Annotated in this window: 22 protein-coding genes; 13 read left to right on the top strand and 9 right to left on the bottom strand. The window is 66.5% G+C overall.

What is annotated here, in order from left to right; translation table 11 throughout:
• Window positions 1-6: 6 nt before the first annotated feature.
• Complete coding sequence (locus tag GS424_RS01200) at window positions 7-1,665, bottom strand: MDR family MFS transporter (protein ID WP_160942116.1); 1,659 nt, start codon at window positions 1,663-1,665, stop codon at window positions 7-9.
• 891 nt (window positions 1,666-2,556) lie between these two features.
• Between GS424_RS01200 and GS424_RS01195 the strand changes: the two genes are divergently transcribed.
• The 4 genes from GS424_RS01195 to GS424_RS01180 all read left to right on the top strand — a co-directional run bounded on the left by GS424_RS01195 (window position 2,557) and on the right by GS424_RS01180 (window position 8,718).
• Window positions 2,557-4,005, top strand: coding sequence for a helix-turn-helix transcriptional regulator (locus GS424_RS01195; RefSeq protein ID WP_160942117.1), 1,449 nt, complete (start codon window positions 2,557-2,559; stop codon window positions 4,003-4,005).
• Between the two features lie 463 nt (window positions 4,006-4,468).
• On the top strand, window positions 4,469-6,079 hold the full coding sequence (locus tag GS424_RS01190; protein WP_160942118.1) for an FAD-dependent oxidoreductase: 1,611 nt from the start codon (window positions 4,469-4,471) through the stop codon (window positions 6,077-6,079).
• Between the two features lie 576 nt (window positions 6,080-6,655).
• Window positions 6,656-7,132, top strand: a complete 477-nt coding sequence (locus GS424_RS01185; RefSeq protein WP_160942119.1) for a rhodanese-like domain-containing protein — start codon at window positions 6,656-6,658, stop codon at window positions 7,130-7,132.
• Window positions 7,133-7,305: 173 nt separating this feature from the next.
• Complete coding sequence (locus GS424_RS01180) at window positions 7,306-8,718, top strand: FAD-dependent oxidoreductase (RefSeq protein WP_160942120.1); 1,413 nt, start codon at window positions 7,306-7,308, stop codon at window positions 8,716-8,718.
• Window positions 8,719-8,811: 93 nt separating this feature from the next.
• Here GS424_RS01180 and GS424_RS01175 read toward each other — a convergent pair whose 3' ends face one another.
• Complete coding sequence (locus GS424_RS01175) at window positions 8,812-9,243, bottom strand: universal stress protein (protein WP_154333325.1); 432 nt, start codon at window positions 9,241-9,243, stop codon at window positions 8,812-8,814.
• A 221-nt stretch (window positions 9,244-9,464) separates the two neighbouring features.
• Here GS424_RS01175 and GS424_RS01170 point away from each other — a divergent pair, with 221 nt between their 5' ends.
• The 3 genes from GS424_RS01170 to GS424_RS01160 all read left to right on the top strand — a co-directional run bounded on the left by GS424_RS01170 (window position 9,465) and on the right by GS424_RS01160 (window position 12,177).
• On the top strand, window positions 9,465-10,841 hold the full coding sequence (locus tag GS424_RS01170; protein ID WP_160942121.1) for an FAD-dependent oxidoreductase: 1,377 nt from the start codon (window positions 9,465-9,467) through the stop codon (window positions 10,839-10,841).
• A 376-nt stretch (window positions 10,842-11,217) separates the two neighbouring features.
• Window positions 11,218-11,367: a DUF5679 domain-containing protein gene (locus GS424_RS01165; protein ID WP_170139530.1), complete on the top strand. Its 150-nt coding sequence runs from the start codon at window positions 11,218-11,220 to the stop codon at window positions 11,365-11,367.
• 99 nt (window positions 11,368-11,466) lie between these two features.
• Window positions 11,467-12,177: an aquaporin gene (locus GS424_RS01160; protein ID WP_160942122.1), complete on the top strand. Its 711-nt coding sequence runs from the start codon at window positions 11,467-11,469 to the stop codon at window positions 12,175-12,177.
• 260 nt (window positions 12,178-12,437) lie between these two features.
• Here the strand turns inward: GS424_RS01160 and GS424_RS01155 are convergent, their stop codons facing one another.
• The gene (locus GS424_RS01155; RefSeq protein ID WP_160942123.1) at window positions 12,438-13,382 is read right to left on the bottom strand and encodes a LysR family transcriptional regulator; all 945 of its coding nucleotides are present in this window, start codon (window positions 13,380-13,382) and stop codon (window positions 12,438-12,440) included.
• 250 nt (window positions 13,383-13,632) lie between these two features.
• Here GS424_RS01155 and GS424_RS01150 point away from each other — a divergent pair, with 250 nt between their 5' ends.
• The 3 genes from GS424_RS01150 (at window position 13,633) to GS424_RS01140 (ending at window position 17,079) form a co-directional block, all read left to right on the top strand.
• Window positions 13,633-14,655: an acyl-CoA dehydratase activase-related protein gene (locus GS424_RS01150; RefSeq protein WP_160942124.1), complete on the top strand. Its 1,023-nt coding sequence runs from the start codon at window positions 13,633-13,635 to the stop codon at window positions 14,653-14,655.
• Window positions 14,645-15,868, top strand: a complete 1,224-nt coding sequence (locus tag GS424_RS01145; protein ID WP_160942125.1) for a 2-hydroxyacyl-CoA dehydratase — start codon at window positions 14,645-14,647, stop codon at window positions 15,866-15,868. The genes GS424_RS01150 and GS424_RS01145 overlap by 11 nt, the downstream gene beginning before the upstream one ends.
• A 146-nt stretch (window positions 15,869-16,014) precedes the next feature.
• Window positions 16,015-17,079, top strand: a complete 1,065-nt coding sequence (locus GS424_RS01140) for an acyl-CoA dehydratase activase (protein ID WP_244977633.1) — start codon at window positions 16,015-16,017, stop codon at window positions 17,077-17,079.
• Window positions 17,080-17,318: 239 nt separating this feature from the next.
• Here GS424_RS01140 and GS424_RS01135 read toward each other — a convergent pair whose 3' ends face one another.
• The gene (locus GS424_RS01135) at window positions 17,319-18,104 is read right to left on the bottom strand and encodes a glucose 1-dehydrogenase (protein WP_160942126.1); all 786 of its coding nucleotides are present in this window, start codon (window positions 18,102-18,104) and stop codon (window positions 17,319-17,321) included.
• 215 nt (window positions 18,105-18,319) lie between these two features.
• On the opposite strand from GS424_RS01135, the gene GS424_RS01130 reads away from it, so the two are divergent.
• Complete coding sequence (locus GS424_RS01130) at window positions 18,320-18,841, top strand: gamma carbonic anhydrase family protein (protein WP_160942127.1); 522 nt, start codon at window positions 18,320-18,322, stop codon at window positions 18,839-18,841.
• Window positions 18,842-19,096: 255 nt separating this feature from the next.
• Here GS424_RS01130 and GS424_RS01125 read toward each other — a convergent pair whose 3' ends face one another.
• Window positions 19,097-19,603 (bottom strand): nitroreductase family protein, encoded by a 507-nt coding sequence (locus GS424_RS01125; RefSeq protein WP_160942128.1) that lies wholly within the window; start codon window positions 19,601-19,603, stop codon window positions 19,097-19,099.
• Between the two features lie 97 nt (window positions 19,604-19,700).
• Here GS424_RS01125 and GS424_RS01120 point away from each other — a divergent pair, with 97 nt between their 5' ends.
• Window positions 19,701-20,042 (top strand): iron chaperone, encoded by a 342-nt coding sequence (locus GS424_RS01120; protein WP_160942129.1) that lies wholly within the window; start codon window positions 19,701-19,703, stop codon window positions 20,040-20,042.
• On the opposite strand, the gene GS424_RS01115 is transcribed toward GS424_RS01120, so the two are convergent.
• From GS424_RS01115 to GS424_RS01105, 3 genes are all read right to left on the bottom strand, one after another.
• Complete coding sequence (locus GS424_RS01115) at window positions 20,043-20,786, bottom strand: ABC transporter permease (protein WP_160942130.1); 744 nt, start codon at window positions 20,784-20,786, stop codon at window positions 20,043-20,045. It abuts the gene before it with no gap.
• A complete protein-coding gene (locus GS424_RS01110) occupies window positions 20,773-21,573 on the bottom strand; it encodes an ABC transporter ATP-binding protein (protein WP_160942131.1) in 801 nt (266 codons plus the stop codon). Before GS424_RS01110 ends, GS424_RS01115 begins: the two co-directional genes overlap by 14 nt.
• A 73-nt stretch (window positions 21,574-21,646) precedes the next feature.
• Entirely contained in the window at window positions 21,647-22,405 is a 759-nt protein-coding gene (locus tag GS424_RS01105) for a MerR family transcriptional regulator (protein ID WP_160942132.1), read from the bottom strand.
• A gap of 119 nt (window positions 22,406-22,524) precedes the next feature.
• On the opposite strand from GS424_RS01105, the gene GS424_RS01100 reads away from it, so the two are divergent.
• The gene (locus GS424_RS01100) at window positions 22,525-24,456 is read left to right on the top strand and encodes a bifunctional metallophosphatase/5'-nucleotidase (protein ID WP_160942133.1); all 1,932 of its coding nucleotides are present in this window, start codon (window positions 22,525-22,527) and stop codon (window positions 24,454-24,456) included.
• Window positions 24,457-24,549: 93 nt separating this feature from the next.
• On the opposite strand, the gene htpG is transcribed toward GS424_RS01100, so the two are convergent.
• Complete coding sequence (gene htpG / locus GS424_RS01095; protein ID WP_160942134.1) at window positions 24,550-26,490, bottom strand: molecular chaperone HtpG; 1,941 nt, start codon at window positions 26,488-26,490, stop codon at window positions 24,550-24,552.
• Between the last annotated feature and the right edge of the window lie 137 nt (window positions 26,491-26,627).

Below are 26,627 nucleotides of genomic sequence, written 5' to 3'. Positions count from 1 at the left end.
GCGAGCTTACACCTCGTCGCCGGGGTGGCCGGCGTGATCCACCTTGGTGGCCAGCGGGTGCTCCTTGAGGGTGAGCATGAACACGAAGCCGACGGCCAGCAGCGGCACCACGTACAGGAAGATGGGCACGAGGGCGTCGCTGTACGCGGTGGCGATGGCGTGGCGCACCGGTTCGGCAAGATGCTGCACGAACTCGGGCGTGATGCGGTTCACGTTGATGTTGTCCACGCGCGGCAGCTGCGCGGCGAGGTCGGCCGACAGGCGCGACGTGAACAGCGCGCCCACGAGCGACGCGCCCAGCGTGGAGCCGATCTGCCGGAAGAAGCTGTTCGCCGCCGTCACCGTGCCCACGATGTCGTGCGAGAACTCGTTCTGCACGATGAGCACGAGGATCTGCTGGCCCAGGCCGATGCCCACGCCCAGCACGAACAGGAACACGCCCGTCATCAGGAGCGTCGTTCCCACCGTCAGCTGCGACAGCAGCACGTAGCCGACCGCGGCCACCACGGTGCTGGCGATGGGCATCCACTTGTAGCGGCCGGTTTTCGTGGCCAGGAAGCCCGTGAGCACCGACATCGCCAGCACGCCCGCCATCATGGGAAACGTCATGAGCCCGGCCTGCTCGGGCGCGAGGCCGTCCACGATTTGGAAGTACGTGGGAAGGTAGGTCACGGTGCCCATCAGGCCCATCATGATGATGAGGCCCGTGACGGTACACTTCACGAAGTTGCTGTTCTTGAACAGGAGCAGCGGGATGATGGGCTCGGCGGCGCGGCTCTCGACGAGCACGAACGCGATGGCCGCCAGGATGAACAGCGCGAACAGGCCGAACACCTCGGGCGACGTCCAGGCGAACAGCGTGCCGCCCCACGCCGTGGCCAGCACGAGCGACGACACCGCCACCGCGCTGGTGGCCACGCCGAGGGCGTCGAAGGGCGGGCGGTTGTCGCGCGGAGCCGGCTTCGCCAGGAACAGCGCGATCACCGCGATGGCCAGCAGCGCCAACGGGATGTTGAACGCGAACAGCCAGCGCCATCCCGTCACCTGCACGAACCATCCGCCCAGGATGGGGCCGATCACTGTGGACACCGCGAACACCGAGCCCATCACGCCCATGTACTTGCCGCGCTGGCGCGGCGGGATGATGTCGGCGATAGTGGCCTGCGCCAAGATGATGAGGCCGCCGCCTCCCAGGCCCTCCACCGCGCGCCCGGCGATGAGCCCGTCCATGCTGGTGGCGAACCCGCAGGTGGCCGATCCCACGATGAACACGCTGAGCGCGATGATGAATAGGTACTTGCGCCCGTACAGGTCGCCGATCTTGCCGTAGACGGGCATCGTGATGGTCACCGCCAGGATGTACGCCGTTTCCACCCACTGCATGTGCTCGACGCCGCCCAGGTCGCCCACGATGGTGGGCAGCGCGGTGGCCGTGACCGTCTCGGACAGCGAGCTAACGAACATGGCCAGCAGCAGGCCCGCGAACACGGCCGCCACGCTGCGCGTGCGATGCGCGTTCGAGGGCGCGGTGCCGCCGCCGGAGGGCGGGCGGCTGCCGGAGGGCGGGGCGGCGGGCTTGCCCGTCGCCATCGTGTTGGGTTCGTCGCTTTCGCGCACGCGCGCCGCATCCGCCGCCGCGCCCGCCGTCCGGTCTACGCCTTCCATAGGTGCTCCTTATCGCTGCATGATCCTTCCCAGTATGGCCGCGCTCCGCGCGCGTCGCGCACGCGCGGAACACACGGAAACCGAACGGTCAGCAGCGCGTCGCGCACTCGTGGGATGGCAGAATGCCGACCAGAGTGGAGAAATGGGCGCAAAAGGGCAGCCATGACAATGTTACTCGTGGCGAACTCGGGTCGCAGCCGTCTCGAGCGTTGCGCGACCTGGGAATATGCAGGACACCTTTCCGAAAACCCGATACAAACGACCCGAAGCACCGCCTGAAATTGTCATGGGTACCGTTTTGCGTCCAAGTCGAAAGCAGCTCTACGGGGAACGGCATCGACGTCCCGCAGCTCCAGCCCGTTTCCATCCCATGGCGAGCACAAGCGAGTTCGTCGGATCCCGTGCGACGCCAGCCGGAAGCGTGCCTGTTGGCACCGCACGGGGCACGGGACCCTTCGCCTCCGCTCGAGATGACAACCCGAACGGAGGCATAGGTCGATGATGGTTCAAGAGAGAGGCTTACGACCGCCCCCTCCGGTTGGGGCGTCGCCCCCGTCTCGCCACCGGAATGTTTCACATGAAACATTCGTTCTGGCTCCCCTGCCTGCCTCGCTCCGTTTCCGTGCAGTATTCGCCCACATGTTGCGGTTTTGCGGCACCGAGGGCGGAATGAGGCAGCGCGGCGAAGGGCGACCTGGGGAAACGCTCCCGATCGGAAAGGCACACGAATGCCGTAGCTCGTTCGATTACGCGCCGAGCGAGGAGTCGGGGCATTCGTACGTTTTGCTCGTGCGCCGCCCCCGTGCGCTATGCGTTTTGCATGCGGGCGAAAGCCGTCCGCGGTTCCGCGCGCGCGTCGAGTAGAATACGGGGGACGAGGAGGGAGGGGTCATGCAGCTCGAAGCGAAACCGGAGGCCGCGCGCGCGAAACGTGCGCTCGTGGGCAGCGCCTTGGGATACGGCATCGTGTGCGGGCTGACGTTCCCCCTCATGATCTCCAGCACGTTCCTCCAGGAAATGAGCCTGTCGCACGGGGCGGGCGACGCGTTCGGCGCGCTGTTCTTCCTCGCGTACGCGCTGACGATGGCCGGCACCGCGCTGGCCTACGCGCTGCGCCGCAAGCCCACGCGCCGCGCGCGCATCGTCGGCGCCTTCGCCGCCGCCTTCCTGGGCAACGCTCTCATGTTCGCGCGGCTGGTGGGGCTCATCGAGGGCGGCTGGCTGTACGCCATCGCCGCATCGGGCCTGATCGGCTACGGGCTGGCCACTGCCGAACTGGCGTGGATGGCGCGCATCACCAGCCTGCACGAGCGCGGCGAGGTTTCGCTTGCGCGCGCCGTGCCGCTCGCGTTTTTGTGCGGCGGCGTGGTGGCGGCGGTCATCTTCGCCGCATCGGGCACCTTCGAGCTGCTGTTCGCGCTTGGCATCATCGTCGTTTCGGCGCTGCCGCTCGTGCGCACGTCGCCGCTCGACGCGGCGGCGCGGCGCGTCAGCCTCGCGCAGGGCGGCGTGGGCGATTTCGTGAAAGCGGTGTCGTACTTGGCGGTGTTCTCGTTCGTGTTCGGCGCGGTGAGCCAGGTGGCCACCGTGGTCGAGGAGCCCATCCCCATCGCCGCGCAGGCCGTGCTGGGCATCCTGTTGGCGGCCGGCATCATGCTGGCGTACGTGGTGCGCAAGAAGCACGCGCTATCGGTGGGCGACCTGTACGACATCCTCTTCCCCATCGTGGCCGTGGCGCTGATCGCGCTGCCGTTCATCACCTCGCCCATCGTGCACGTGATCGCGGCGGTGCTCGTGTTCGTGGCGTTCTATCTGTCGGGCATGAACGTGCGCATCGCCGTGTGCCTGCTGGGCGAGCGCGACCGCGTGTCGATGTGGGTGTACCTGAGCGTCGCGCTGGGGGCGTCGGCGCTGCTGATCCTCGCGGGCGTCGCGTTCGGCGCGGCGGTGATCGCGCAGGACTTGCTGGTGACGGGGCTCGCGCTCATCTCGCTCGTGTCGCTGTTCGTGCTGGCGCTCAACCCCATCGTGGCGAAGCGGCTGGAGGGCCGGCGCGCGCGGGCGGACGCGCCGTCGTCGCCCGCCCCGGAGACGAGCGACGTGCGCACGATGCAGGTTGACCTGCTGCGCTCGTTCGCCGAGGCCCACCGCCTCACCGCGCGCGAGACCGACGTGCTCATCCTGCTGTGCCAGGGCCGCACGCGCACCTACATCGCCGACGAGCTGGGACTGTCGCCGAACACCATCAAGGGCTACATCCACAACGTGTACCAGAAGAGCGGCGCCGTGGACAAGCAAGACCTCCTCGACCGCGTCGAGCTGCACGCGGAAGGGCGGTAGGAGGCTCGACAGCTGCGCGCGGGTCCGAGGCGCGGGTCCGCGGCACGGGTCCGAGGCGCGGGTCCGCGCCAGCGAAATCCCGTTTCGTGGCAGAGTTTCGTGGCAGGTTTTGCCCGATATTCGTCGTCCGGACGTGCGAAATTCGGCCGTAACCACCGTTTCGCCTTCTGCGTATTTCGTTTCCCCAGGTCGGCGGAACGAGCCGAGCGCCAATCGCAGCAAAGGGGCCAAACGAGGACGAATATCGGGCAAAACCTGCCAGAATTTTGGATTTCGCTAGCACAGCCCCGCCCCCCCCCCCGCACGCTTTTCCCAGAAGCGCACCCTCCACTATGGAGGGTTTTTCCAATCCACCCACTTTGGCGCTGGTGGGGCGCAGCGCGGCCTGACAGGATGGCGACAGCGGATCGGCCGGAGGAGGGCCGACCGTCGGACAGGAAGCATCGTCACAGGGAGGATCATCATGACCAAGCAGGGACACACCATCGCATCCGCAGGCGTTTCGCGCCGCTCGTTCCTCATGGGGCTGGGCGCCACGGCCGCCGTCATGGCCGGCAGCGGCCTCGCCGGCTGCGCGCCGCAAACCACCGCAGCCCCCGCAAGCACCGGCGACGGCTCGGGCTCGGGCTCCGCGGACGCCACCGCCGGCTCCGGCGCGACCGGCGCCCAGAAAGCCGACACCATCCAAGCCGCCGCGGAAACCCCGGCCGAAAAGCAGGAAACCAAGGATGTCGACTTCGTCGTCGTGGGCAGCGGCGTGGCCGGCATGAGCGCGGCCGTGGAGGCCTCGCGCGCCGGTGCCACGGTGGTCGTGCTCGAGAAGCACACTATCACGGGCGGCGACTCGTCCATCTGCAGCGGCAACTTCTACTGCTGCGGCGCGAAGAAGCAGGACGAGCTGGGCTACACGGACTACGGCACGCCCGAGGAGGTGGCGCAGTTCTTCTTCGACCAGTCCGACGGCGACGCGAACATGGACATCTGCCGCCTCGTGGCCGAGAACGGCGGCGCGGCCATGGACTGGCTCGTGGAGCTGGGCTGCGACTTCGACAAGAAGCCCGGCGACAACGTGTCCGACCGCTCCATGGTGTCGACGACCGGCGGCAAGGGCATCGTGGACAACCTCATCGCCGAAGCGGAGAAGAACGGCGTGGAAATCATGATGGAAACGCGCGCCATCGAGGTGCTCATGGACGGCGGCAAGGCTGCAGGCGTGAAAGCGCGCCAGGGCAAGACCGAGTACACCATCAACGCGAAGGCCGTCATGCTGGCCTCGGGCGGTTTCGACGGCCAGGATTGGGCGAAGGAGCTGTACGCGCCGGGTGCCGTGGGTTGGCACACGTTCTCCAGCCCCAGCAACACGGGCGACGGCATCGAGCTGGCGAAACAGGCGGGCGCGATGACGCTGCTCAAGGGAGGGCTGTCGCAGATCCACCTCGTGGGTCGCGAGCCGCTGCCGCTCAACGACGAGCTGAGCGCGCTGCGCATGGTGAACACGGGCGTGTTCGTCACCGACCTGGGCTATCGTTGCGCGAACGAGTCCATGACCAGCCAGTTCGACTACTTCACCCCGTTCGTCGAAAGCGGCCGCAAGGAATTCACCATCATCTGCGACTCGCAGCAACCCGAGAAGCGCCTGGAGCTCATCAAGAAAGGCGTGGAGAAGGGCGTGGTCGACACGGCCGACACCATCGAGGCGCTGGCCGAGGCGGCCGGGCTGCCCTCCTACCCGCTGGCGAAGACCATCGAGAAGTACAACGCGCTGTGCGAGGCCGGCGAGGACACCGACTTCCACAAGAAGCCCGAGGACCTGCAGGCCATCACGCAGGCGCCGTTCTACGCCATCCAGATCACGCCGAACACGAACGACTCGTTCGGCCAACTGGCCATCAGCACGAAGGCCGAGGTGCTCGACGCGAACCGCCAGCCCGTCCCTGGCCTGTACGCTGGTGGCACGCTGGGCAACGCCGAGCTGTTCTACATGCGCTACGCCGTGAGCGGCTCGTCCATGTGCATGGGCACCGTCACCGGCCGCATCGCCGCCCAGTCGGCCATGGAATACTACGGCGCCTAGCGCGCGCCAAGCGCTTGCGCCCGCGCGCGCCATCCGCATCGCCTTCCCTCCCCTCGCGCCCTCCGGTTTCCGGAGGGCGCCTTGCATTGGCCGAATGTTTCACGTGAAACATTCGTTCGAATAATATTGTCCCGGGTCGCAACAGCTTGGGCATTTTCCGACCTGGTCATATGCCGCGCGGGCTCCCAAAAATTGCCGAACATTGGCATGGCTCCCCTTTTGCGCCCACGCTTCCACGGCCGACCCCATTGGGTGAGGAATGTTTCACGTGAAACATTCGTTCGACAAACGGGGCGGGCGTCGCGCACCCGCGGGCGTTGCGCACCCCACGGCCGCGTGCGCCGCTCGCGCCGCGTGCGCCTGCCGCGCCCCACGGCCGCCGCACGCGCGTCATCACGCACGCCCCACATCACACGCACGCACCCGCCGCACGCGCGCCCCACGCACCCGCCGCGCGCGCGTCGCACCGAGTTTGTGAATTTTGACTTGCGTGCTTGACTTCGCTATCTGTATGCAATAGTGTTACAGTTACCAACTGTACAAGACAGAATTACATTTCGAGAGACGGGGAACATCATGAAAGCTCGCACGAAGATGCGCGGTCGCTTGGTAGCCGTCGTGGCACTGGCGCTGACGGGGGCCCTCGCCCTGGCGGCCTGCTCGAGCGCACCCGCAGAGTCCGAGGACGCGTCGATGAACGCGAGCGGCTCCAGCACCGCCCCGTCCACCAGCGCGTACACCAAGATCACCGCCGATGAGGCCCAGGTTATGATGGATGCCGGCTCCCCCACCATCGTGGACGTGCGCACCGCGCAGGAGTACGCCGAGGGCCACGTCCCCGGCGCCATCAACATCCCTGTGGAGAACATCGGCGCCGACAAGCCGGCCGAGCTCGCCGATACGGACGCCGACCTCATCGTGTACTGCCGCACGGGCGTGCGCAGCAAGCAGGCCTCCGATAAGCTGGTCGAGCTGGGCTACCAGCACGTCAACGACATGGGCGGCATCGTCGACTGGACCGGCGACAAGGTCACCGGCGACCAGCCGAAGTAGTCGAAGTAACCAAAACAGCATCACGCGCGGGTCTTACGAGGCCCGTGCGCGCTCCGACAGAATACTGACACGTGGACAGGTATGGGCAAATACTTCCCGCTTGCAAGCTATCGGAACGCGCACGAACCTCGGAAGACGCACGGGGACCGCACTTCCCTCGGAAAGGAACCCTCATGAAACACTACGATGCAGCCATCATCGGCTTCGGAAAAGGCGGGAAGACCCTGGCCGGCGCGCTGGCGGCCGCGGGCAAGGACGTCGCCGTGATCGAGCAGTCGCCGCGCATGTACGGCGGCACCTGCATCAACGTGGCCTGCATCCCCACGAAGACCCTCGTGCACGCCGCCGCGCTGTCGCAGGCGCAGGGCGGCACGTTCGCCGAACGCGCCGCGCGCTATGCCGCCGCCATCGACGAGAAGGATCGCGTGACCGGCATGCTGCGCGGCAAGAACTACCACAAGATCGCCGACCTGCCGAACGTCGACGTCATCGACGGCCGCGCCTCGTTCGTGGACGCGACGCACCTCGCCATCGAGCCCGCAGCAGCGGCCGACGCCACAACCGACGCCGCAGACGGCGCCACCGCAGCCGCACCCGAGCAGATCGAAGCCGACCGCATCTTCATCAACACCGGCGCGCGTCCCTTCGTGCCACCCATCCCCGGCATCGACAGCCCGCGCGTGTTCGTCAGCGAGACGCTGCTCGACCTGCGCGACCTACCGGAGCGCTTCGTGATCATCGGCGGCGGCTACATCGGCCTCGAGTTCGCCTCCCTGTACGCGAACTTCGGCTCGCAAGTGACCGTCGTGCAGGACACCGAGGAGTTCATCCCGCGCGAAGACGCCGCCATCGCCGCATCGGTGCTGGCCAGCCTTGAGAACCGCGGCATTCGCGTCGTGCGGAGCGCGCGCGTCGTGCGCATCGACCGCGAAGCCGCACAGGACGCCGTCGTCGTCGAGGTCGCCGGCACCGAGGAGCGCATCCCGGCCGACGCCGTGCTCGTGGCCACGGGCCGCCGCCCCAACGTGGAGGGTCTCGCGCTCGACGCCGCCGGCGTGGAGCTCACCGAACGCGGCGCCGTGCGCGCCGACAAGCACCTGCGCACCACCGCGCCGAACATCCACGCGATGGGCGACGTCGTGGGCGGCCTGCAGTTCACCTATATCTCGCTCGACGACTTCCGCATCGTGAAGGACGACCTGCTGGGCGACGGCGCACGCACCACCGAGAACCGCGGCGCCGTGCCCTACAGCGTGTTCCTCGACCCGCCGTTCTCGCGCGTGGGCATGACCGAGCAGGAGGCGCGCGACGCGGGCTTCGCCGTGAACGTGGCCGAGCTTCCGGCGGCGGCCATCCCGAAGGCGCAGCTGCTGGGCAAGCCCGTCGGCCTGCTGAAGGCCGTCGTGGACGCCGACACCGACCGCCTGCTGGGCGTGCACCTGTTCTGCGAGGAGTCGTACGAGATGATCAACACGGCGAAGCTGGCCATCGACGCCGGGCTGCCGTATCAAACGCTGCGCGACGCCATCTACACGCACCCCACCATGAGCGAAGCCTTCAACGACCTGTTCGCCGCCGTTCGCTAAACGCCGCGAACACGCGCTTCACGTGAACCATGCGAAGGCCCCGGAAATCCGGGGCCTTCGTCGATTCGGCGCATGCCGCAGCGCGGCAGCAGACTACTTCGCGATGAGCACGGGGATAGGGGATGCGTGCAGCAGCTTGTGGCTGACGCTGCCCATGTATTCCTTGAGCCCGCTCAGGCCGCGGTTGCCCACAACGAGCAGGTCGTAGTCGCGCTGGTCGATCAGCTTGACGATCTCGGTGGCGGGGTTCGTGCCGGTCAGCAGCAGCGAATCGGTGCGCGCGGCAACCTCCTCGCCCATCTTCTGCTCCGCCTCGGCAAGCAGGTCCTCGCCGTCGGAGATCATCATGTCGAGAATGTCCTTGAAGTTCGCCATCTGCGTCTCGTCGAGCAGCGGGATGGGCACCACGTACACGATGTCCACGTGCGCTTCGGGATTCACTGCGGCCAGGCTGGCGGCCATGTGGAGCGCGCGGTCGGCGCCCTCGGATTCGTCGAACGCCACGAGCAACTTGTCAACGGCCATGGTGGGCCTCCTCTCGGTCGCGGCGGGCGCGGTGCGCCGCCTGAAAACGTCCTACCTCCAGTATAGGGCTTTCCGCGCGAGCGGGGAAACAACTTGCAAACGCTTTCATGACCGCTTCCGCGCGGATCGCCGGCCGTCGCCCGTCGAGGTGGCGCGCACGGTACCATGAGGCGTCGCGGCGGGCTTCGGCGCGCAGCTGCAACTCTGACGAAAGGACGACCATGGAACAGTTCGACGCAGCGATCATCGGGTTTGGAACGGCGGGCCGCGCCCTGGGCGGTGCGCTTGCCGACGCAGGTCAGAACATCGCGGTCGTGGAGCAGTCCGACACCATGTACGGCGGCGCCTGCGTGAACAACGCCTGCATCCCCACGAAGTCCCTCGTGGAATCGGCGCGCCTCTCGGCCGCCATCGGCGGCCCCATCACCCAGCGCGAGGAGCGCTATACCGCCGCGGTCGACGACATGGACGAGCTGCGCACCGCCTCGCGGATGCGCAACTACCACGCGCTGGCCGACCGGTCGAACGTCAGCGTCATCGACGGTCGCGCGTCGTTCGTGGACGCTTCCCACCTGCGCGTTTCCACGGCAAGCGGCACGCGCGATATCGAGGCGAAGCGCGTGTTCATCGACACCGGATCGCTGCCGAAGCTGCCCTCCATCCCCGGCGTGGACAGCCCGCGCGTGTTCGTCAGCAGCTCGCTCATCGACCTGCGCGCGCTTCCGCGCCAGCTCGTCATCATCGGCGGCGGCTACGTGGGCCTCGAGTTCGCCTCGTTCTACACCGACTTCGGCGCGCAGGTGACCATCCTGCAAGACGGCGACGCCATCCTCTCGCACGAAGACCCGGAAACGGCCGAAGCCGTGCGGAAAAGCCTCGAGGACCGCGGCGTCACCATCGTGTACAACGCCGACGTGACGAGCATCGACGACGAGCACGATCAAGTGCTGGTGTTCGCCCAGGTGAACGGCGAGGAGAAGCGCTACCCCGCCCACGCAGCGCTCGTCGCCATCGGCCGCACGCCGAACACGGCGGGCCTCAACCTGGAAGCCGCCGGCGTCGATCTCACCGAACGCGGCGGCATCAAGGTGGACGAGCATCTGCGCACCACGGCCGACAACGTCTGGGCCATGGGCGACGTGACGGGCGGCATGCAGTTCACCTACATCGCCTACGACGACTTCCGCATCGTCGCGTCCGACCTCCTGGGCGACGGCTCGCGCACCACGAAGAACCGCGGCGCCATCCCCTACTGTACGTTCGTGCACCCGCCGTTCGCGCGCGTGGGCATGACCGCGGACGAGGCGCGCGAAGCCGGCCACGCCGTGAACGTGTACGCGCTGCCGGCCGAAGGCATCTCGCAGGCGCACATCCTGCGCGATCCGGTGGGCCTCATGAAGGCCGTGGTGGACGCGGACTCCAACGTGGTGCTGGGCATGGACCTGTTCTGCGAAGACGCCCAGGAGCTGGTGAACACCGTGAAGCTGGTCATGGACGCGCGCATCCCCGCCTCCGTGCTGCAAAGCGCCGTGTTCTCGCATCCGTCCATGACCGAGGCGTTCAACAACCTGTTCACGCCGGAGAACCTGCAGCAGTAACGACGAGGGCGGGCACCAGCCCGCCCCAGGGCCCCGCGCCGCGCCAGGGCACCAGCCCGCCCGAGGGCCCGCCCCGTGCCAGTGCACCAGCCCGCCCCAGGGCCCCCGCCCCGCGCCGCGCCTCCACACGCACCCCCTTCCACGCCGCGAGAACGCGCGGCGGAAGGGGGTGCGATATACTCTTTTTTCTTATCTGCGTCGAGGCCTCAACTTAATATTTAAGGGTATTGACATGGGCTTTCTCTCAGCAGACTATGTTTATCGCTTCGCACTACTACGACGAATTCCCCACGCGACAACCGTGTGCTTTCGCACGCCCTGTCGCGCCGGTGGGCGCGCAGCGCGCGATTCGTCGCCACGAGAAAGGAACACCGTTATGGCCATTGAAGCGTATTGCATGAAGTGCAAAGAGAAGAAGGAAATGAAGGATCCCGTGGAGGGCACCACGAAGAACGGCAAGCCCATCACGAAGGGCACGTGCCCCGTGTGCGGCAGCACCATCTGCCGTATCGGCGCGGCGAAGTAGCCACGCCCCGCGCATTGCGCGCTGCACAGACGAGAAGCGGAGCGCGACGCCGTGGGAAGGGCGCCGCGCTCCGTTGGAGATAGACCACCAGGAGGATACATGGAAGTTTCACCTATGAAGAAGTATGCGGCAGAATGCTTCGGCACCTTCGTGCTGACGCTGTTCGGCTGCGGCAGCGCTGCGGTTGCCGGCGCCACGCTGGGCACACTGGGCATCGCAATGGCGTTCGGCCTGTCCATCGTTGCGATGGCATTCGTTATCGGCAACGTATCCGGCTGCCACATCAACCCGGCCGTCTCGTTCGGCCTGTTCCTCGACAAGCGCCTGTCGGCCAAGGACCTCATCGGCTACTGGGTGGCCCAGTTCATCGGCGGCATCATCGCTGCGGCCGTGCTGGCGCTCATCATCAGCATGTGCGACCTCGGCGGCGTGCTGGTTACGGGCCTCGGCTGCGACGGCTACGAGGCCGCGTCGGCCGTGGGCATCTCCGTCGTGGGCGCGGTGATCGTCGAGATCATCCTCACCTGCATCTTCGTGCTGTCGGTGCTGGGCTCCACGGCCGACGAGAAGACGGCTCCGTTCGCCGGCATCATCATCGGCCTCACGCTGACCTTCGTGCACATCATGGGCATCCCGCTGACGGGCACGTCCGTGAACCCCGCGCGCAGCTTCGGCCCCGCCCTCATGATGGCCTTCAACGGCGATATGACCGCGTTGTCCCAGGTGTGGGTGTTCATCGTGGGCCCGCTCGTGGGCGCCGCCTGCGCAGCCGGCATCTGGATCGCGTTCAAGAACAAGAAAGCGGCGTAACCGCTTGCACAGCCGCGCGGCTGCGTCGCCCGGACGCAGCCGCGCACCGGAAAGAGGCCCCCGAACTGCACGTTCGGGGGCCTCTTCGCGATTCAGGGGCTTTTCGAGCGAGACGGGAGGCTTGGGAGTTCGGGAGGATTCGAGGGAGTTTGGGGGTTTGGGGATTCGGCAGGGCTTCGAGGAGCCTGCAGGCTCGGGAAACGTCAAAAGCTCGGAAGGCTCGGGAACGGCCCGAGGGTTCAGCCCAGCGCGCGCCGGCGCTACTTCTTCAAGCGCGCCGCAGCGGTTGCCGTCACGAAGCGCTTCACGGGATCGGTTCCCATGAGCATGCGCTCGTTGATCAGCCAGCGCTCGAGGGCCAGGTACGCAGGCGCTTTGTTGTTCTTGAGGCTGACCATGCAGATGGGGATGGCGACGGCGTCTTCCGGCGCGATGAGCTTCATGTCGGTGCCGGGATGCAGCTGGCCGAGCGCCGGAATGCCCACCGCGAACGACAGCCCGTTCTCCTTCGTGATGAACGCGTCGAAGCGCTCCGGGGCGGTCGGGCAGAAGCGGATGTCCACGCCGCGCGACCGGTACACCGACACGATGGACTCGTTGAAGGTGTCGAAATGCTCCGAGACCGCAACCGGGTAGGGACGGATGTCGGCCAACGTCACCGTCTTGTTCTGCGCGAGCGGGTGGGCACGCGCCATCACCACGCCCGGCATGACCTTGCCGATGGTTATGCAGTCGAACTCGGGGTGGTTGAACAGGCCCACCATGATGAGCGCGTCGAGACGGCCCGCGTGCAGGGCGCTCGCACCGCGCGATCCCGTCTCCAGGCTCACGGATGTTTCGATGTTCATACCCTTGCCGATGAAAGAGGCTATGCTGGCACGCGCCTGCTCATGTCCGTAGAACGGGGGCGTGCACAGCCCCAGTCTTAAAGAGGAGACGCCCTCCGCGCGCCGGTTGTGAGCAAATGCCTCCAGCTCGTCGAAGTCGCGCAGCACGGGCTCGGCCTTGGCGTAGAAGGCCTTGCCGAACGGCGTGGGATGCACGCCGCGGCTTTCGCGCACGAACAATTCGTTCTTCAATTCTCGCTCGAGGTCCGCGATAGCTTTTGAAACCGCTTGCACGGTTACGTACTGCTCCTTGGCGGCTGCCGACAGGCTGCCATCCTGGAATACAGCGACGAAATATCTGATTTGTTTGATATTCAAAAAAGTCTACCTCAGGGCTTATGGAGCACATTTCATTTCGGAAATTCTACCCCTCCCATGCGTTATTCCATCCGAGACGCGTTCCGTTCAACTATCTTTTGAACAACCGTTTGACAAGCGAGAACTCCCGCGCACCGTCGCGCCTCTTGCGCGCTTGAAATATGCGTGTCACTTGCACGCACCTTGCCGCGAAGCGAGCCGGTTGGTGTAAGCTTCGAAGGGCATCAATCGCACGTGAAAAGGAGCACGCATGGCATCCCCCGGCTTCCCTCTCCGCACCGCCGCCGACGGCTCGCCGCGCCGCATCGGCATGCCGCGCGCGCTGCTGCACTACCGCTACGGCACGCTGTGGACGGCGTTCTTCGAGGAGCTGGGGTGCGACGTGGTGGTCAGCGACCCCACCGACCGCAGCACCGTGGCGCGCGGGGACGCGCTGTCGAACGACGAATGCTGCCTCGCTTCGAAAATCTACCTCGGCCATGTGGCGTCGCTCGTGGAAACCGATCGCTGCGACGCGGTGTTCGTGCCGAGCATCGCCAACGTGGGGCGCCGGCGCGGGTTCTGCACGAAGTTCCAAGCGCTGCCCGACCTCGTGGCCAACACGTTCGCCGACAAGCGCATCGAGCTGGTGTCGTGCCTGGTCAACGAAGTTGAAGAACACAAGGGCATGAAGGATGCGCTCATCGCGTTGGCCACCGAGCGTTTCGCCGGTCCGCGCGAGGCGAAGCGCGCCTGGAAGGCGGCCTCGCGCGCGCAGGAGCAGGCCGAACGCGCCGCCCTGCTGGGGCAGACCCGCACGTTGGCGCGCCTCGACGCCGCGCGGGCGGCGGCCCGGCGGCCCGAGGACGCACCCCTGGGCATCCTGTTGGCGGCGCACCCCTACATCGCGCACGACGCGTTCATGGGAGGCGCGCTGGTGGACATGCTCGAGCACATGAACGCCGAGGTGCTGTTCGCCGACGAGGCCGACCGCGAACGCGCGCTGAAGGCCAGCTTCGACTTTTCCGACACGCTCCCGTGGATCGTCAGCCGCGAGCTGGTGGGCGCCATCACGCAGCTGCACGACCGGGTGGACGGCATCGTGCTGGTCAGCGCCTTCCCGTGCGGCCCCGACTCCATGACCGACGACGCCATCGTGCGCTGCATCCAGGGACGTCCCGTGCTCAACCTCACCATCGACGCGCAGAGCGGCACCGCCGGCCTCGAGACGCGCGTGGAGAGCTTCGTCGACATCCTGCGCTACCAGAAGAAAGGGGGCTACGTTGGCGCGTGATACGAAACGCGACGTGGTCAACCCGCTGCACACCGACAGCGAGGAGGAGGCGCGCGGCGTCCGCGTGGTGGTGGGCACCGAGCGCGGCCCGTTCAAACTGCTGCCCGCCTTGCCGAAGAAGAAACGCGCGAAACGCGATCGGCACGCCCGCACCCGCGTGGCGTTCTTCCGTTACAGCTACTACGATATCGCGTTCAAGTTCTTCGTCGAGAACGTGCTGGACGCCGATTTCGTCACGCTGCCGAAGCCGACGAAGCGCACCATCGAGCTGGGCTCGCGCCATTCCAGCGACACGGTGTGCGCGCCGTTCAAGCACATCCTGGGCGACTACATCGAGGCGCTTGAGCTGGGCGCGGACGTGCTCGTGCAGTTCGCGGGGCCCTGCCGCCTGGGGTACTACGGTGAGCTGCAGCAGTCCATCCTGCGCGACATGGGCTACGAGTTCGACATGCTGAACTTCGCCATGCTCACCGGCAAGCCGCTGACCGAGTACGTCTCGGTGTGCAAGAAGAAGGTGAACCCCGACCTGTCGGTGCCGCACGGCGTGCGCAACATGCTGGCCGTGTTCAAGATGATCGAGAACCTGGACGAAGTGAACGACTTCTATCTGGCGAACGCCGGCTTCGAGGCCGAGCACGGGTCGTTCGAACGCGCACGGGAGACGTACTTCGCCGACATGCGCGGCGCCTCGAACGAGCGCGATATCGCCGAAGCGCAGCGCGCCGGCCTCGATGCGCTGCGGGCGCTGCCGCTGCGGCGCCCTGCGCGGCCGCTGCGCGTGGGCATCGTGGGCGAGTACTTCACGGCGGCCGACCCCGCAAGCAACCTGGACCTGGAGCGCAAGTTCCTCGACATGGGCGTGGAGCTGCACCGCGCGCTCAACATGACGAACCGCAACCTGCGCTACAACGAGAAGAACCTGCGCGCGAGCATTTCCGAATACGTGCGCTACGACATGGGGCCCACGTCGAGCATGACCATCGCGGCGGCGCTGCGCTACGCGCAGGAGGGGTTCGACGGCATCGTGCACCTCAAGTCGTCGGGCTGCACGCCCGAGGTGGACTGCATGCCCGTGCTGCAGCGCATCAGCCGCGACACCGGCGTGCCCATGCTGTACCTCAGCTACGATTCGCAGACGAGCGACACGGGGCTCGACACGCGCCTCGAAGCGTTTTACGACATGATCGCCATGAAGAAGGAGAAGATCGGATGACGGAGCAGGAGAAGACCCGCCTGACCGGCAACGTCAGCGAGGGGCGTTCCGGTGCCGAAGATTGCCGCGAAAGACCGATGTCGAACAAGCCAGTGGCTTGTTCGAAAACTGTTGTCGCGCCCGAGCGGGCGCATAGTGAGGAGGGCTTGGAGCGGCAAGGTTCGGTGCCAGAACGCGCCGCAGCGTCGGGAGCTCCGTTCGCCCCGTCAGGGCGAACGGAATGCTACCTGGGCATCGACATCGGGTCGATTTCCACGAAGGGCGTGATCATCGACGCCGATCGGCGCATCATCGCGCGCACGTACCTGTGGACCGAGGGCAACCCCGCCGACGCCGCGCGCCGCGTGGTGGCCGACCTGGGGTCGCAGGTGGATCGCGACAAAGTGCGCGTGCGGGCCACGGGAACCACGGGCAGCGCACGACGGCTGGTGGGCGCCATGTGCGGCGCCACCGTGGTGAAGAACGAGATCACGGCGCATGCCGTGGGCACGACGTTCCTCCATCCCGACGTGCGCACCATTTTGGAGATCGGCGGGCAGGACTCGAAGATCATCTGCGTGGAGAACGGCATCGCCGTGGACTACGCCATGAACACGCTGTGCGCCGCGGGCACGGGCGCGTTCTTGTCGAGCCAGGCGCACCGCCTGGGCGTGGAGGTGGAGGAGTTCGGCGACATCGCGCTGACCTCGAAGAAGCCGGCGAACATCGCCGCGCGCTGCACCGTGTTCGCGGAGAGCGACCTCGTGCACAAGATCCAGGTGGGCTACGCGCGCGAGGACATCATCGCGGGGCTGTGCCGCGCCGTGGCCACGAACTACCTCAACAACGTGGGCAAGGGCAAGCAGATCGCCGCGCCCGTGGTGTTCCAGGGCGGCGTGAGCAAGAACGCCGGCGTGGTGCAGGCGTTCCGCGACGAGCTGGGGATGGACGTCACAGTTGACGAGGACGGCCACCTCATGGGCGCGTTCGGCGTGGCGCTGCTGGCGGCCGAGGCCGCGCCGCGGAGCACGGGCGCGGGCGCGGGCGGCGGCTCCGGCGCAGGGGCTGAGGAGTTCGACTTCGACGCGCTGCGCACGTTCGAGTTCGCCACCCGCGAGGTGGAGTGCCAGAAGTGTGCGAACCACTGCGAGATCATCTGCGTGTACCGCGACGGAACGATCATCGACTCCTGGGGCAACCGCTGCGACAAAGGCGCGGTGAAGGCGGGGTAGCGCCGAATCCGCAGGATGCGGCACGAGCGGACGGCAGGGACAATCGATTTCGTGGCAGGTTTTGCGAGATTTTCGTCATAGTTCGAGCATCGATGGAACCCTCACATTCGACGCAGCGCTTTGACCAGCGGAAATGCAGGAGCACCGAACCGAGCCAAGCGCTGCAGGCGAAATTCGGAGCCTCCTATGACGAAAATCTCGCAAAACCTGCCACGAAGCCCCGATCTGCTGGCGCGACCTCAGCCCTCCCCGAACTGGAAGCCCGGGTACAGCGTCATGCCGCCGTCCACGAACAGCGTGGTTCCGGTCACGTAGCGCGCCTGGTCGGACGCGATCCACGCCGCGGCGGCGGCCACGTCTTCGGGCGCGCCCACGTATCCCATCGGGATGAGCCGCTCGGTGGCGGCGCGCTGCTCGGGATCGGCCAGCTTCTGCGCGTTGATGGGCGTGTTCATGGCGCCGGGCGCGATGGCGTTCACGCGGATGCCGCGGTCGGCGTACTCGAGCGCCAGCGTCTTCGTCAGCATGCCGACGCCCGCCTTGCTGGCTGCGTAATCGGCGAAGTGCGGCCAGGGAATCACCTCGTGCACGGACGACAGGTTGATGATGGTGCCGGGCATGTCATGCTCGAGGAAGTGGTTGATGGCGCAGCGGCAGCCGGCGAACACGCCGGTGAGGTTCACGTCGAGCACGCGCTGCCACGCCTCGATGCTCTTCTGGTCGGACGGCGCGCCCTCCTCGATGCCCGCGTTGTTCACCCAGATGTCGATGCCGCCAAACGAGAACATCGCCGCGTCGTACAGCGCTTCCACGCATTCGGCCTTGCTCACGTCCGAGCGTATCGCGGCGGCCGCGCCGCCCGCCTCCTCGATGGCCCGCACCGTCTCGCGCGCGCCCTCCTCGTCGGAGCGGTAGTTCGTCACCACGTTCATGCCCTCGGCACCGAAGCGCCGCGCCATGGCCGCGCCCAGCCCCTTCGAGCTGCCCGTCACCACCACCGTCTTGCCCTTGAGATCGTCGAACATGGGAGCCTTCTTTCCGCGCAAGGTCGCCGAGCCTATCGGCCTATCGTCCTGCGACCATAGCGCACCCGCCCGCGCCCCCACCGCCCACGCCCCCGCCGTCGCCCGCCCGTGGCGAACGCGTAACCGCCTTGGCGGCGAGAATCGCATGGAACTTGCGATGTGCGGCGTTGGGGGTTTCGGGATACTGGACGGGCAAACTGAAGGAAAGGACTGGCATGCTCGTTGAATTCAAGGGGATGTTTCCCGACGTGGAGCGCGCGGCGTACATCGCGCCGAACGCCGCCATCTGCGGCGACGTGGTGATGGCCGAGGGCAGCTCGGTGTGGTTCAGCGCGGTGATCCGCGCCGAGGTGGCGCCCATCCGCATCGGCGCGAACAGCAACGTGCAGGACAACGCCATGCTGCACAGCGACTACGACTGCCCCGTCACGCTGGGCGATCGCGTGTCGGTGGGCCACAACGCCATCGTGCACGGCGCCACCATCGAGGACGACGTGACCGTGGGCATGCACGCCACGGTGATGAACGGCGCCGTGATCGGCCGCGGGTCGATGATCGCGGCCGGCGCGCTGGTGAAGGAGCGCGCGGTGATCCCGCCGTGCTCGCTGGTGGTGGGCGTGCCCGGCAAGGTGATCCGCACGCTCGACGCCGACACGGTGGCGCGCAACATCGAGCACTCGCAGGAAGCCTACATCGCCGACGCGCAGGAATACGCCCGCGCCCGCGTGGTGGAGTAGCGCGGCGACGAGCGACCGGGTGACGCCGCGCGCGCCCGGTCGCGCGCGCGGCGGGCGATTCGCTCCGCGCCATCGCTCGTTTCTGCTAAAAAAATCAACTTGTGAACGAATTTTCGATGCAGCGAAAATAGTGACCAGGGAGTTTTCTAACGCCTGTATCGAATACAGCTCATATTCCGTTCACAAGTTGAAATTTTTAGCAGAAACCGCCTGAATCGCGAATTTTCCACTCAACGCTTCGCGTGGAAGCGCACGCTAGCTCACCCAGTGGATGCGTTGCTCGTCGAAGCGGTCTTTGCCCTTCGGCGCCGACTCATCGGCTGGAATGCCGCAGACGATGATGGCGAACGGCTCCAGCCCCACGGGCACGTCGAGCACCTCGACGACGGCAGCCACCAGATCGACCTCCGGCGCCACCCCCATCCACACCGCGCCCAGGCCCAGGTCAACCGCTTCCAGCAGCAGGTTCTCGATGGCGGCGCTCATGTCTTGCGGCACGCATTCCGGGAAGCGCAGGCCCTCGGTGCGGGCGCACGCCACGATGGCGCAGGGGGCCTTGGCGGCCGCCTTCGCGTACGGCGTCGTGGCCGACAGCTTTTCCAACGTCGCGGCGTCGCGCACCACGTAGAACTCCCACGGCTGCTGGTTCCCCGCCGACGGCGCGGCCATCGCGGCGCGCAGCAGCGCCCGCGCCTCGTCGTCGGTCACGAAGTCTTCCGCGAACCTCCGCACGCTCGCCCGCTTGAATATCGCATCGACCATACAAGCCTCCTGACGCTCGGTTTGATTGCACGTTCATGATACCGCGTTGTCATCCCGCGTCCCATCTGCGACGCCCATCTGCGCGAAAGGATTCGCCATGCCCGATGAAATCGACGCGTACATCGCCGCGCAGCCCGGCGACGTGCGGCCCATGCTCAACGAGATCCGCGCCACGATTCGCGCCGCCGCCCCGGATGCCATCGAGAAGATATCCTGGCGCATGCCCACGTTCTGGCAGGGGAAGAACCTCATCCACTTCGCCGCGTTCAAGCACCACATCGGGCTGTACCCGGGGGCCGAGGCGATCGACGCGCTCGCCGACCGCCTCGCGGGGTACCGCACGTCGAAAGGCGCCATCCAGCTCCCGCTGGACAAACCCGTGGATCGCCAGCTGATCACCGAGCTCGTCAGCTGGAACCTCGCGCGGCTCGCTCGCTAGCTACTCCCACTTGAAGAAGCGCACGGCGATCGCCGTGCACACCGCGGCCCACACCACCATGATCACCACGGGCACGATGGCCTGGTCGATGGGCAGCCCGAGCGACGTCGCCTTCAGCAGCTTCACGCCCTGGGTGAGCGGCAGCAGGTCGGCCACGCGCTGCACGGCCGTGGGCATCATCTCGTAGGGGAGCGTCGTCCCCGACAGCAGCAGCATAGGGAAGTACAGCACGCTGGCCAGCACGCCGGCGATCTTCTCGTTCGGCGCGAGACCGCCCACCATCATGCCGAGCGCCAGCATGGCCGCCAGCACCAGCATGTACGACCCGACGAACGCCGGCCACGACCCGGCGAACGCGTACCCGAAGAACAGCGCGGCCACTCCGAACACGAGCACGGCGGAGATCAGCGCGTACACGGTATAGATGGCCACCTGCACCGCCAGAATGGTGTACACGCTGATGGGCGTCACGAAGTAGCGCTTGAGAATCTTGCGGTACCGGTAGTTCGACACCACGAGCGGCAGGCCCATCGCGCCGCCGGCGCAGATGGCGATGGCCGACACCGCGCCCACCGACTGTGCCATGAACGTGTAGCCCGCGCCCTCGTAGGCCGGCTGGCCGCCGAACATCATGCCGACGACCAGCATCACCACCACGGGCATGATCACGGCGAAGATGGGCATGTTCATGTCGCGCAGCGACAGGCGGAACTCGACCCCGAACAGGGTGCTAAAGGCTTTCATGGGCGCCTCCTTCGGCGGAATGAGGGGTTGCGGTTGCAGCGCCGGATGCGGCGATCGCGGCGGTTTCGTCGGGCTCGTCGGGCTCGGCGTACGCGAGGTACGCGTCCTCGAAGCTGGCGAACGGACCGGACGCCACAGCCTCGGCCACCGTGCCGGAAAACACGATGCGCCCCCTGCGCAGGATGGCGACCCGATCGCACAGCGCTTCCACTTCGTCCATGAAGTGGCTGGTCAGCACGATGGTCATACCCTGTTGGCGCATCTCGTCCAGCAGGTTCCATACGTCGCGGCGCGCCTTCACGTCGAGCCCCGTGGTCAGTTCGTCGAGGAACACCACCTCGGGACGCGGGATGAGGGCCAGCACCACGAACAGGCGCTGGCGTTGGCCGCCCGACAGCGACTCGACGGCCTGCTTGCGCACCTCCGTCAGGCCGAATCGCGCCAGCAGATCAGCCGGATCGTCGGCTTCGCGGTACAGCGCCCGCGTGGCGCGGCACAGCTCGTCCACCGTGATCTTATCCTGATAGCGCGCCTCCTGAAACTGCACGCCCACCCGCTGGAACAGCTCCTTGCGCCGCGCGTGCGGATCCATTCCCAAAATCGTCGCGCTTCCCGCGTCGGGGCGGTTCACACCCAACAGGCATTCGAGCGTCGTGGTCTTCCCCGCCCCGTTCGCCCCCAGCAGCCCGAACGTCTCACCGGCGGCCACGTCGAAGCCGATCCCGTCCACCGCGAGCACGCCTCCGTACGATTTCACCAGGTCGCGCACGTGTACTCCGTCGTTCATACGTCCTCCAATCTTTCGGTCGCCGAAGATACTAGAAGACGCGCCAACTCTGGTGGCAAAGTGGAGGGTTTGTTCAGGTGAGATTTTTCATGCGCACGAGAAGCGCGATCATCTCGAAGGCGTTGCGCTCGGCCGCATCGAGCGACGTGAGCAAGCGGTCGCACACCGACAGGATGTCGTCATCGGGGTCAGGATGATCAAGCACGTGCTCGATGTCGGCGGCCGCATCGCGATCGAGCGCGTCGAGCAGCCGCAGAATGGCGGCCAGCGAGTAGTTGGCAGCACGCAGCGCGCGGATGATGGCCAGGCGGTTGAGGTCGGCGGCGCTGTACACGCGATAGCCGTTCTGCTTGCGCTTAACCTGCAGCAGGCCGTTCATCTCCCAGTTGCGCAGCGCGTCGATGGTGGTGTCGAGGTGGTCGGCCGCCTCCTTGCGCGTCAGCATGAGCGGCTCGGTGCGGGCAGGGCCATCGGCAGACGTCAACAGGTCGCGCACGTGGCGCAGGGCGTCCTCGGCGGCGGCGCGCTCGCGGCGCAGGTGGCCGATGCGCTGCTTGGCCAGGACGATCGCTTCGTCGTACGATTGATGCGCCATCGCATCGACGATGGCGAGCACCCCCCGGCGCAACCCGTTCTGCACAAGCTCCACGTTGAGCGCGGCGCGCACGAGCTGCACTTGCAGCAGGTGAAGCTCGGTGAATACGCGATAGCCGTTCGGGCGGCGCCCAGGCGCGGTGATGAACCCGATGCGCTCGTAGAGGCGCACCGTGTTCGGATGCACGCCGACGGCGCTCGCGATGCGCGATGTGGTGTAGGTGCGGGGCTGGTCCATGCGCCGAGTATAGCCGACGAACAACGGGTGCAACCGTGCAAAATCGGGGATTCCGGCACACGCGTCGCACACGGTATACTGAGAGAACCGCGTTTTCGCGTACGTTCCGAGGAGGCCCCATGACGAACCTGCCAGCTCCCCACCGTCTATCCCGCCGATCGTTCTGCACGTTGTCCGCCGTGGCGCTTGCCTCGCTCGCGCTGCCGGCCCGGCGCGCCTTCGCCGACGAAACGGCTGCGGCGGCGGGCGACGCGCCCATCGTCATCGTCCACACGAACGACGTGCACTGCGCCGTGGACGAGAACCTGGGGTACGCGAAGCTCGTGAACTACGTCGACACCATGCGCTCCACGTACGGGGCCGACAACGTCGCCCTCGTGGACGCGGGCGACGCCGTGCAGGGCAAGGCCATGGGCACGCTGACGAACGGCGAGTACCTCATCGACATCATGAACAAGTGCGGCTACGATTTCGCCATCCCGGGCAACCACGAGTTCGACTACGGGATGACCCAGTTCAACACGCTGGTCGCCCGCGCGAAGGCGAAGTACCTCTCGTGCAACTTCACCGACCTCCGCACGGGGAACCTCATGTTCGACGCGTACACCATGCGCGAATACGGCACGGGCGACGGCAAGAAGAAGGTCGCGTTCCTGGGCATCTGCACGCCCGAAACGCTGACGAAGTCCTCCCCCGTCAGCTTTCAGGACGAGAGCGGAACGTACATCTACGGCTTCTGCGAAGACGACTCCGGCTTGAAGCTGTACGATGCCGTGCAGCGCGCCGTCGATCAGGCGCGCGCCGACGGGGCCGACTACGTGGTGGCGCTGGCGCACCTGGGCCAAAAGGGCGTGACCGCGCGCTGGACCAGCACGTCCGTGGTGGCGAACACGAGCGGCATCGACGTGGTGATCGACGGGCACTCGCACGAGCTGTACGCGCAGACGCCGCTCAACAAGAACGGCCAGCCGGTGCTGGTCACGCAAACGGGCACCCAGCTGGTGGGTATCGGCCAGGTGGTGATCAACCCGGCGACCGACACCATCACCGCGTACGCGTCGGACTATGCCAAAACCGTCACCGCGTCCACGACGAACGGCACCGCCAGCATCATCGAGACGTGGGACGGCATCGATGCCGCGACCGCCGCGTACATCGTCGGCCTGCAAGCGGAGCTCGCGAAAATCACGGAACGCGTCATCGGAACATCGGACGTGCGGCTCGTCGCGCTCGAGGACGACGATTACACCTGGGCCGTGCGTGCGCATGAGACGAACCTCGGCGACTTCGTGGCCGACGCGTACCTGGCGCTGGCCTGGCACGGCGGGGTCATGGCCGACGTGGGGTTCGTCAACGGCGGCGGCATTCGGGCCAACATCGAGCCGGGCGACGTGACGTACGGCGACCTCATCGACGTGCAACCCTACAACAACCAGCTGTGCTACGTGGACACGCTGGGTCAGAACATCCTCGACCTTCTGGAAGCGGGCGCCCGAAACCTCCCCGACCCCAACGGAGGCCTGCAGCAGGTGTCGGGCCTCACGTACACCGTGCGCACGGACATTCCGTCGTCGGTGCAGATGCCGGGCGGAACCTTCGGCGGCGTCACCGGCGAGTACCGCGTGCGCGACGTCATGGTGAACGGCGAGCCGCTTGACGTGAACCGGCGCTACAAGATGGTTTCGCACACGTATCTGATCGTGGAAGGAGGCGACGGCCTCACCATGTTCAAGAACGACGAGGCCGTACTGCTCGACCTGGACAACAAGGCGCTCATCGAGTACATCCAGTACGATTTGAAGGGAACGATCGGCAGCGAGTATGCCAACCTGGCCGGTCAGGGCCGCATCGCGATCAAGGACGGTCCCGACCCCGAGCCGACGCCCCTGCCCCAGCCCGAGCCGGAACCGGCCGCCGACCCCGCCGCGGGCCCCGGCGGCAAGCCCCTCGCGCGCACCGGCGACCCCACGGGCGCCGCAGTCGTCGGAGCCGTCGCGGTTGCAGCGGCAGCGGCAGCAACAGGAGCCGTCGCCGTAGGCGCGCGGCGCTAAACCCCCGCCGCAACGGATGCTTCACGTGAGCCATCCGTTCGCGCGCGGCAAAACGAAGGGGCGCTCGCCAACGCGAGCGCCCCTTCGTCGGCGTTACGCCATCAGCTTCGTCACGGCGTTCGCGTAGGCTACCGGGTCCTCGATGGGCAGACCCTCAACCAGCAGCGCCTGGTTGTACAGCAGCTCCGCGTACAGCTTCACCTTGTCGGCGTCGCCGGCTTCCTGCGCCGCGCGCAGCACGTCGAACACCGCGTGCTTCGCGTTCACTTCCAGCACGCGCTCGGACTTGATGCCGTCGCCGCCGTCGGGCATCTGCGCCATGATGCGCTCCATTTCGAGCGACACCGGGCCCGCCGCGGTGATGCACGCCGGCGCATCTTCCAGGCGCGACGACACGGCCACCTTCGTCACCGAGTCGCCCAGCGCGTCCTTCATGGCGGCGAACAGGGCCTCGTTGTCCTTCGTCGTCTCCTCGGCTTCCTTCTTCTCCTCCTCGGAGGCCAGGTCGAGGTCGCCCGACGCCACGTTCTTCAGCTCGAGCGGCTCCGGTGCCTCCTCGCCCTCAGGCGCGGGCGCGCCGTACGTCATCATCGCCTGGAAGCAGAACTCGTCGACGTCCTTCGTGCACAGCAGCACGTCGTAGCCCTTCCCCAGAACCGTCTTCACGATGGGCATCTTGCCCAGACGCTCGATGCTCTCGCCCGCCGCGTAGTAGATGGCCTTCTGGTCGGCCGGGGCGGAGGCCAGGTACTCGTCCAGCGTGACCAGCTTCTCTTGCTTGGCCGAGTAGAACAGCAACAGGTCGGCCAGCTGGTCCTTCAGCGAGCCGTAGCTGTTGTAGATGCCGAACTCCAGGCCGCGACCGAAGTTCTCGAAGAACCTCTCGTACTCCTCGCGGTCGTTGTCGCGCATCTTCTTCAGCTCGGACGTGATCTTCTTCTCGATCTTCTTCGCGATGGCGCGCAACTGGCTGTTGTGCTGCAGCGTCTCGCGGCTGATGTTCAGCTGCAGGTCCTGGCTGTCCACCACGCCGCGCACGAAGTTAAAGTGGTCGGGCAGCAGCTCCTCGCACTTCTCCATGATCAGCACGTTGGAGCTGTACAGCGCGAGGCCCTTCTTGAAGTCCTTGCTGTACAGGTCGTACGGCGCACGGCCGGGGATGAACAGCAGCGCGTCGTAGCTGAGCGCGCCCTCGGCGTGGATGCTGAACGTGCGCGCCGGGTCGGTGAAGTCGTGGAAGTCGGTCTTGTAGAACTCGTGGTACTCCTCGTCGGTGACTTCCGACTTGCTGCGCTTCCAGATGGGGATCATCGAGTTGATGGTGTCGATCTCGGTGTAGTCCTCGTATTCCGGCCGATAGTCGTCGCCGGCGTCCTCGGGCTTCGGCTTCTGGCGCGTCTTCGACACTTCCATCTGCACGGGGTAGCGCACGTAGTTGCTGTAGCGCTTGATGAGGTTCTTCAGGCCGAACTCGCTGAGGAACGTGTCGTAGCTATCCTCGTCGGTATTGTCCTTGATGGTGAGGATGATGTCGGTGCCGTGGCCCTCGCGCGCGGCCTCCTCGATGGTGTAGCCCTCGACGCCGTCGCTCTCCCAGGCCCAGGCCTCGTCGCTGCCGTACGCCTTCGACACGACGCGCACCTTGGACGCCACCATGAAGGCGGAGTAGAAGCCCACGCCGAACTGGCCGATGATGTCCACGTCGTCGCCCTGGCTGTCGGAGTTCTCGGCTTTGAACTCCATGCTGTCGGAGTGCGCGATGGTGCCCAGGTTGCGGTCGAGCTCGTCCTTCGTCATGCCGATGCCGTTGTCGCTGACCGTGACGGTGCGCGCGTCCTTGTCGAACGACACGCGGATGCCCAGCTCGTCCTTGCCCAGCTGGACGTCCTTGTCGGTGAGGCTGCGGAAGTACAGCTTGTCCACCGCGTCCGACGCGTTCGAGATGAGCTCGCGCAGGAAGATCTCGCGGTTCGTGTAGATGGAGTTGATCATGAGGTCGAGCAGCTTCTTGCTCTCGGTTTTGAATTTGCGCATGGTTGGCGTCGCTCTCCTTTTCTTGTACGTGCCCGCCGCAGGTAGGCGCAACGTCAGCGAGGGCTCGCGTTGTGTGCCATAGTGGCTCGTCATGCGGCCGAGCGTGCTTCCGCACGTGAGGGCAAGCATGAAAGGGC

It is taken from the genome of Eggerthella guodeyinii (assembly GCF_009834925.2).
In the GTDB taxonomy this organism is placed as follows: domain Bacteria; phylum Actinomycetota; class Coriobacteriia; order Coriobacteriales; family Eggerthellaceae; genus Eggerthella; species Eggerthella guodeyinii.
This window is presented reverse-complemented; position numbering and strand designations above follow the sequence as displayed.

Bases quoted from the DNA above. Each gene is read 5' to 3' on its own strand.
- GS424_RS01200 (WP_160942116.1), bottom strand. From the start codon at position 1,665: ATGGAAGGCGTAGACCGGACGGCGGGCGCGGCGGCGGATGCGGCGCGC.
- GS424_RS01195 (WP_160942117.1), top strand. From the start codon at position 2,557: ATGCAGCTCGAAGCGAAACCGGAGGCCGCGCGCGCGAAACGTGCGCTC.
- GS424_RS01190 (WP_160942118.1), top strand. From the start codon at position 4,469: ATGACCAAGCAGGGACACACCATCGCATCCGCAGGCGTTTCGCGCCGC.
- GS424_RS01185 (WP_160942119.1), top strand. From the start codon at position 6,656: ATGAAAGCTCGCACGAAGATGCGCGGTCGCTTGGTAGCCGTCGTGGCA.
- GS424_RS01180 (WP_160942120.1), top strand. From the start codon at position 7,306: ATGAAACACTACGATGCAGCCATCATCGGCTTCGGAAAAGGCGGGAAG.
- GS424_RS01175 (WP_154333325.1), bottom strand. From the start codon at position 9,243: ATGGCCGTTGACAAGTTGCTCGTGGCGTTCGACGAATCCGAGGGCGCC.
- GS424_RS01170 (WP_160942121.1), top strand. From the start codon at position 9,465: ATGGAACAGTTCGACGCAGCGATCATCGGGTTTGGAACGGCGGGCCGC.
- GS424_RS01165 (WP_170139530.1), top strand. From the start codon at position 11,218: ATGGCCATTGAAGCGTATTGCATGAAGTGCAAAGAGAAGAAGGAAATG.
- GS424_RS01160 (WP_160942122.1), top strand. From the start codon at position 11,467: ATGGAAGTTTCACCTATGAAGAAGTATGCGGCAGAATGCTTCGGCACC.
- GS424_RS01150 (WP_160942124.1), top strand. From the start codon at position 13,633: ATGGCATCCCCCGGCTTCCCTCTCCGCACCGCCGCCGACGGCTCGCCG.
- GS424_RS01135 (WP_160942126.1), bottom strand. From the start codon at position 18,104: ATGTTCGACGATCTCAAGGGCAAGACGGTGGTGGTGACGGGCAGCTCG.
- GS424_RS01130 (WP_160942127.1), top strand. From the start codon at position 18,320: ATGCTCGTTGAATTCAAGGGGATGTTTCCCGACGTGGAGCGCGCGGCG.
- GS424_RS01125 (WP_160942128.1), bottom strand. From the start codon at position 19,603: ATGGTCGATGCGATATTCAAGCGGGCGAGCGTGCGGAGGTTCGCGGAA.
- GS424_RS01120 (WP_160942129.1), top strand. From the start codon at position 19,701: ATGCCCGATGAAATCGACGCGTACATCGCCGCGCAGCCCGGCGACGTG.
- GS424_RS01115 (WP_160942130.1), bottom strand. From the start codon at position 20,786: ATGAAAGCCTTTAGCACCCTGTTCGGGGTCGAGTTCCGCCTGTCGCTG.
- GS424_RS01110 (WP_160942131.1), bottom strand. From the start codon at position 21,573: ATGAACGACGGAGTACACGTGCGCGACCTGGTGAAATCGTACGGAGGC.
- GS424_RS01105 (WP_160942132.1), bottom strand. From the start codon at position 22,405: ATGGACCAGCCCCGCACCTACACCACATCGCGCATCGCGAGCGCCGTC.
- GS424_RS01100 (WP_160942133.1), top strand. From the start codon at position 22,525: ATGACGAACCTGCCAGCTCCCCACCGTCTATCCCGCCGATCGTTCTGC.
- htpG (WP_160942134.1), bottom strand. From the start codon at position 26,490: ATGCGCAAATTCAAAACCGAGAGCAAGAAGCTGCTCGACCTCATGATC.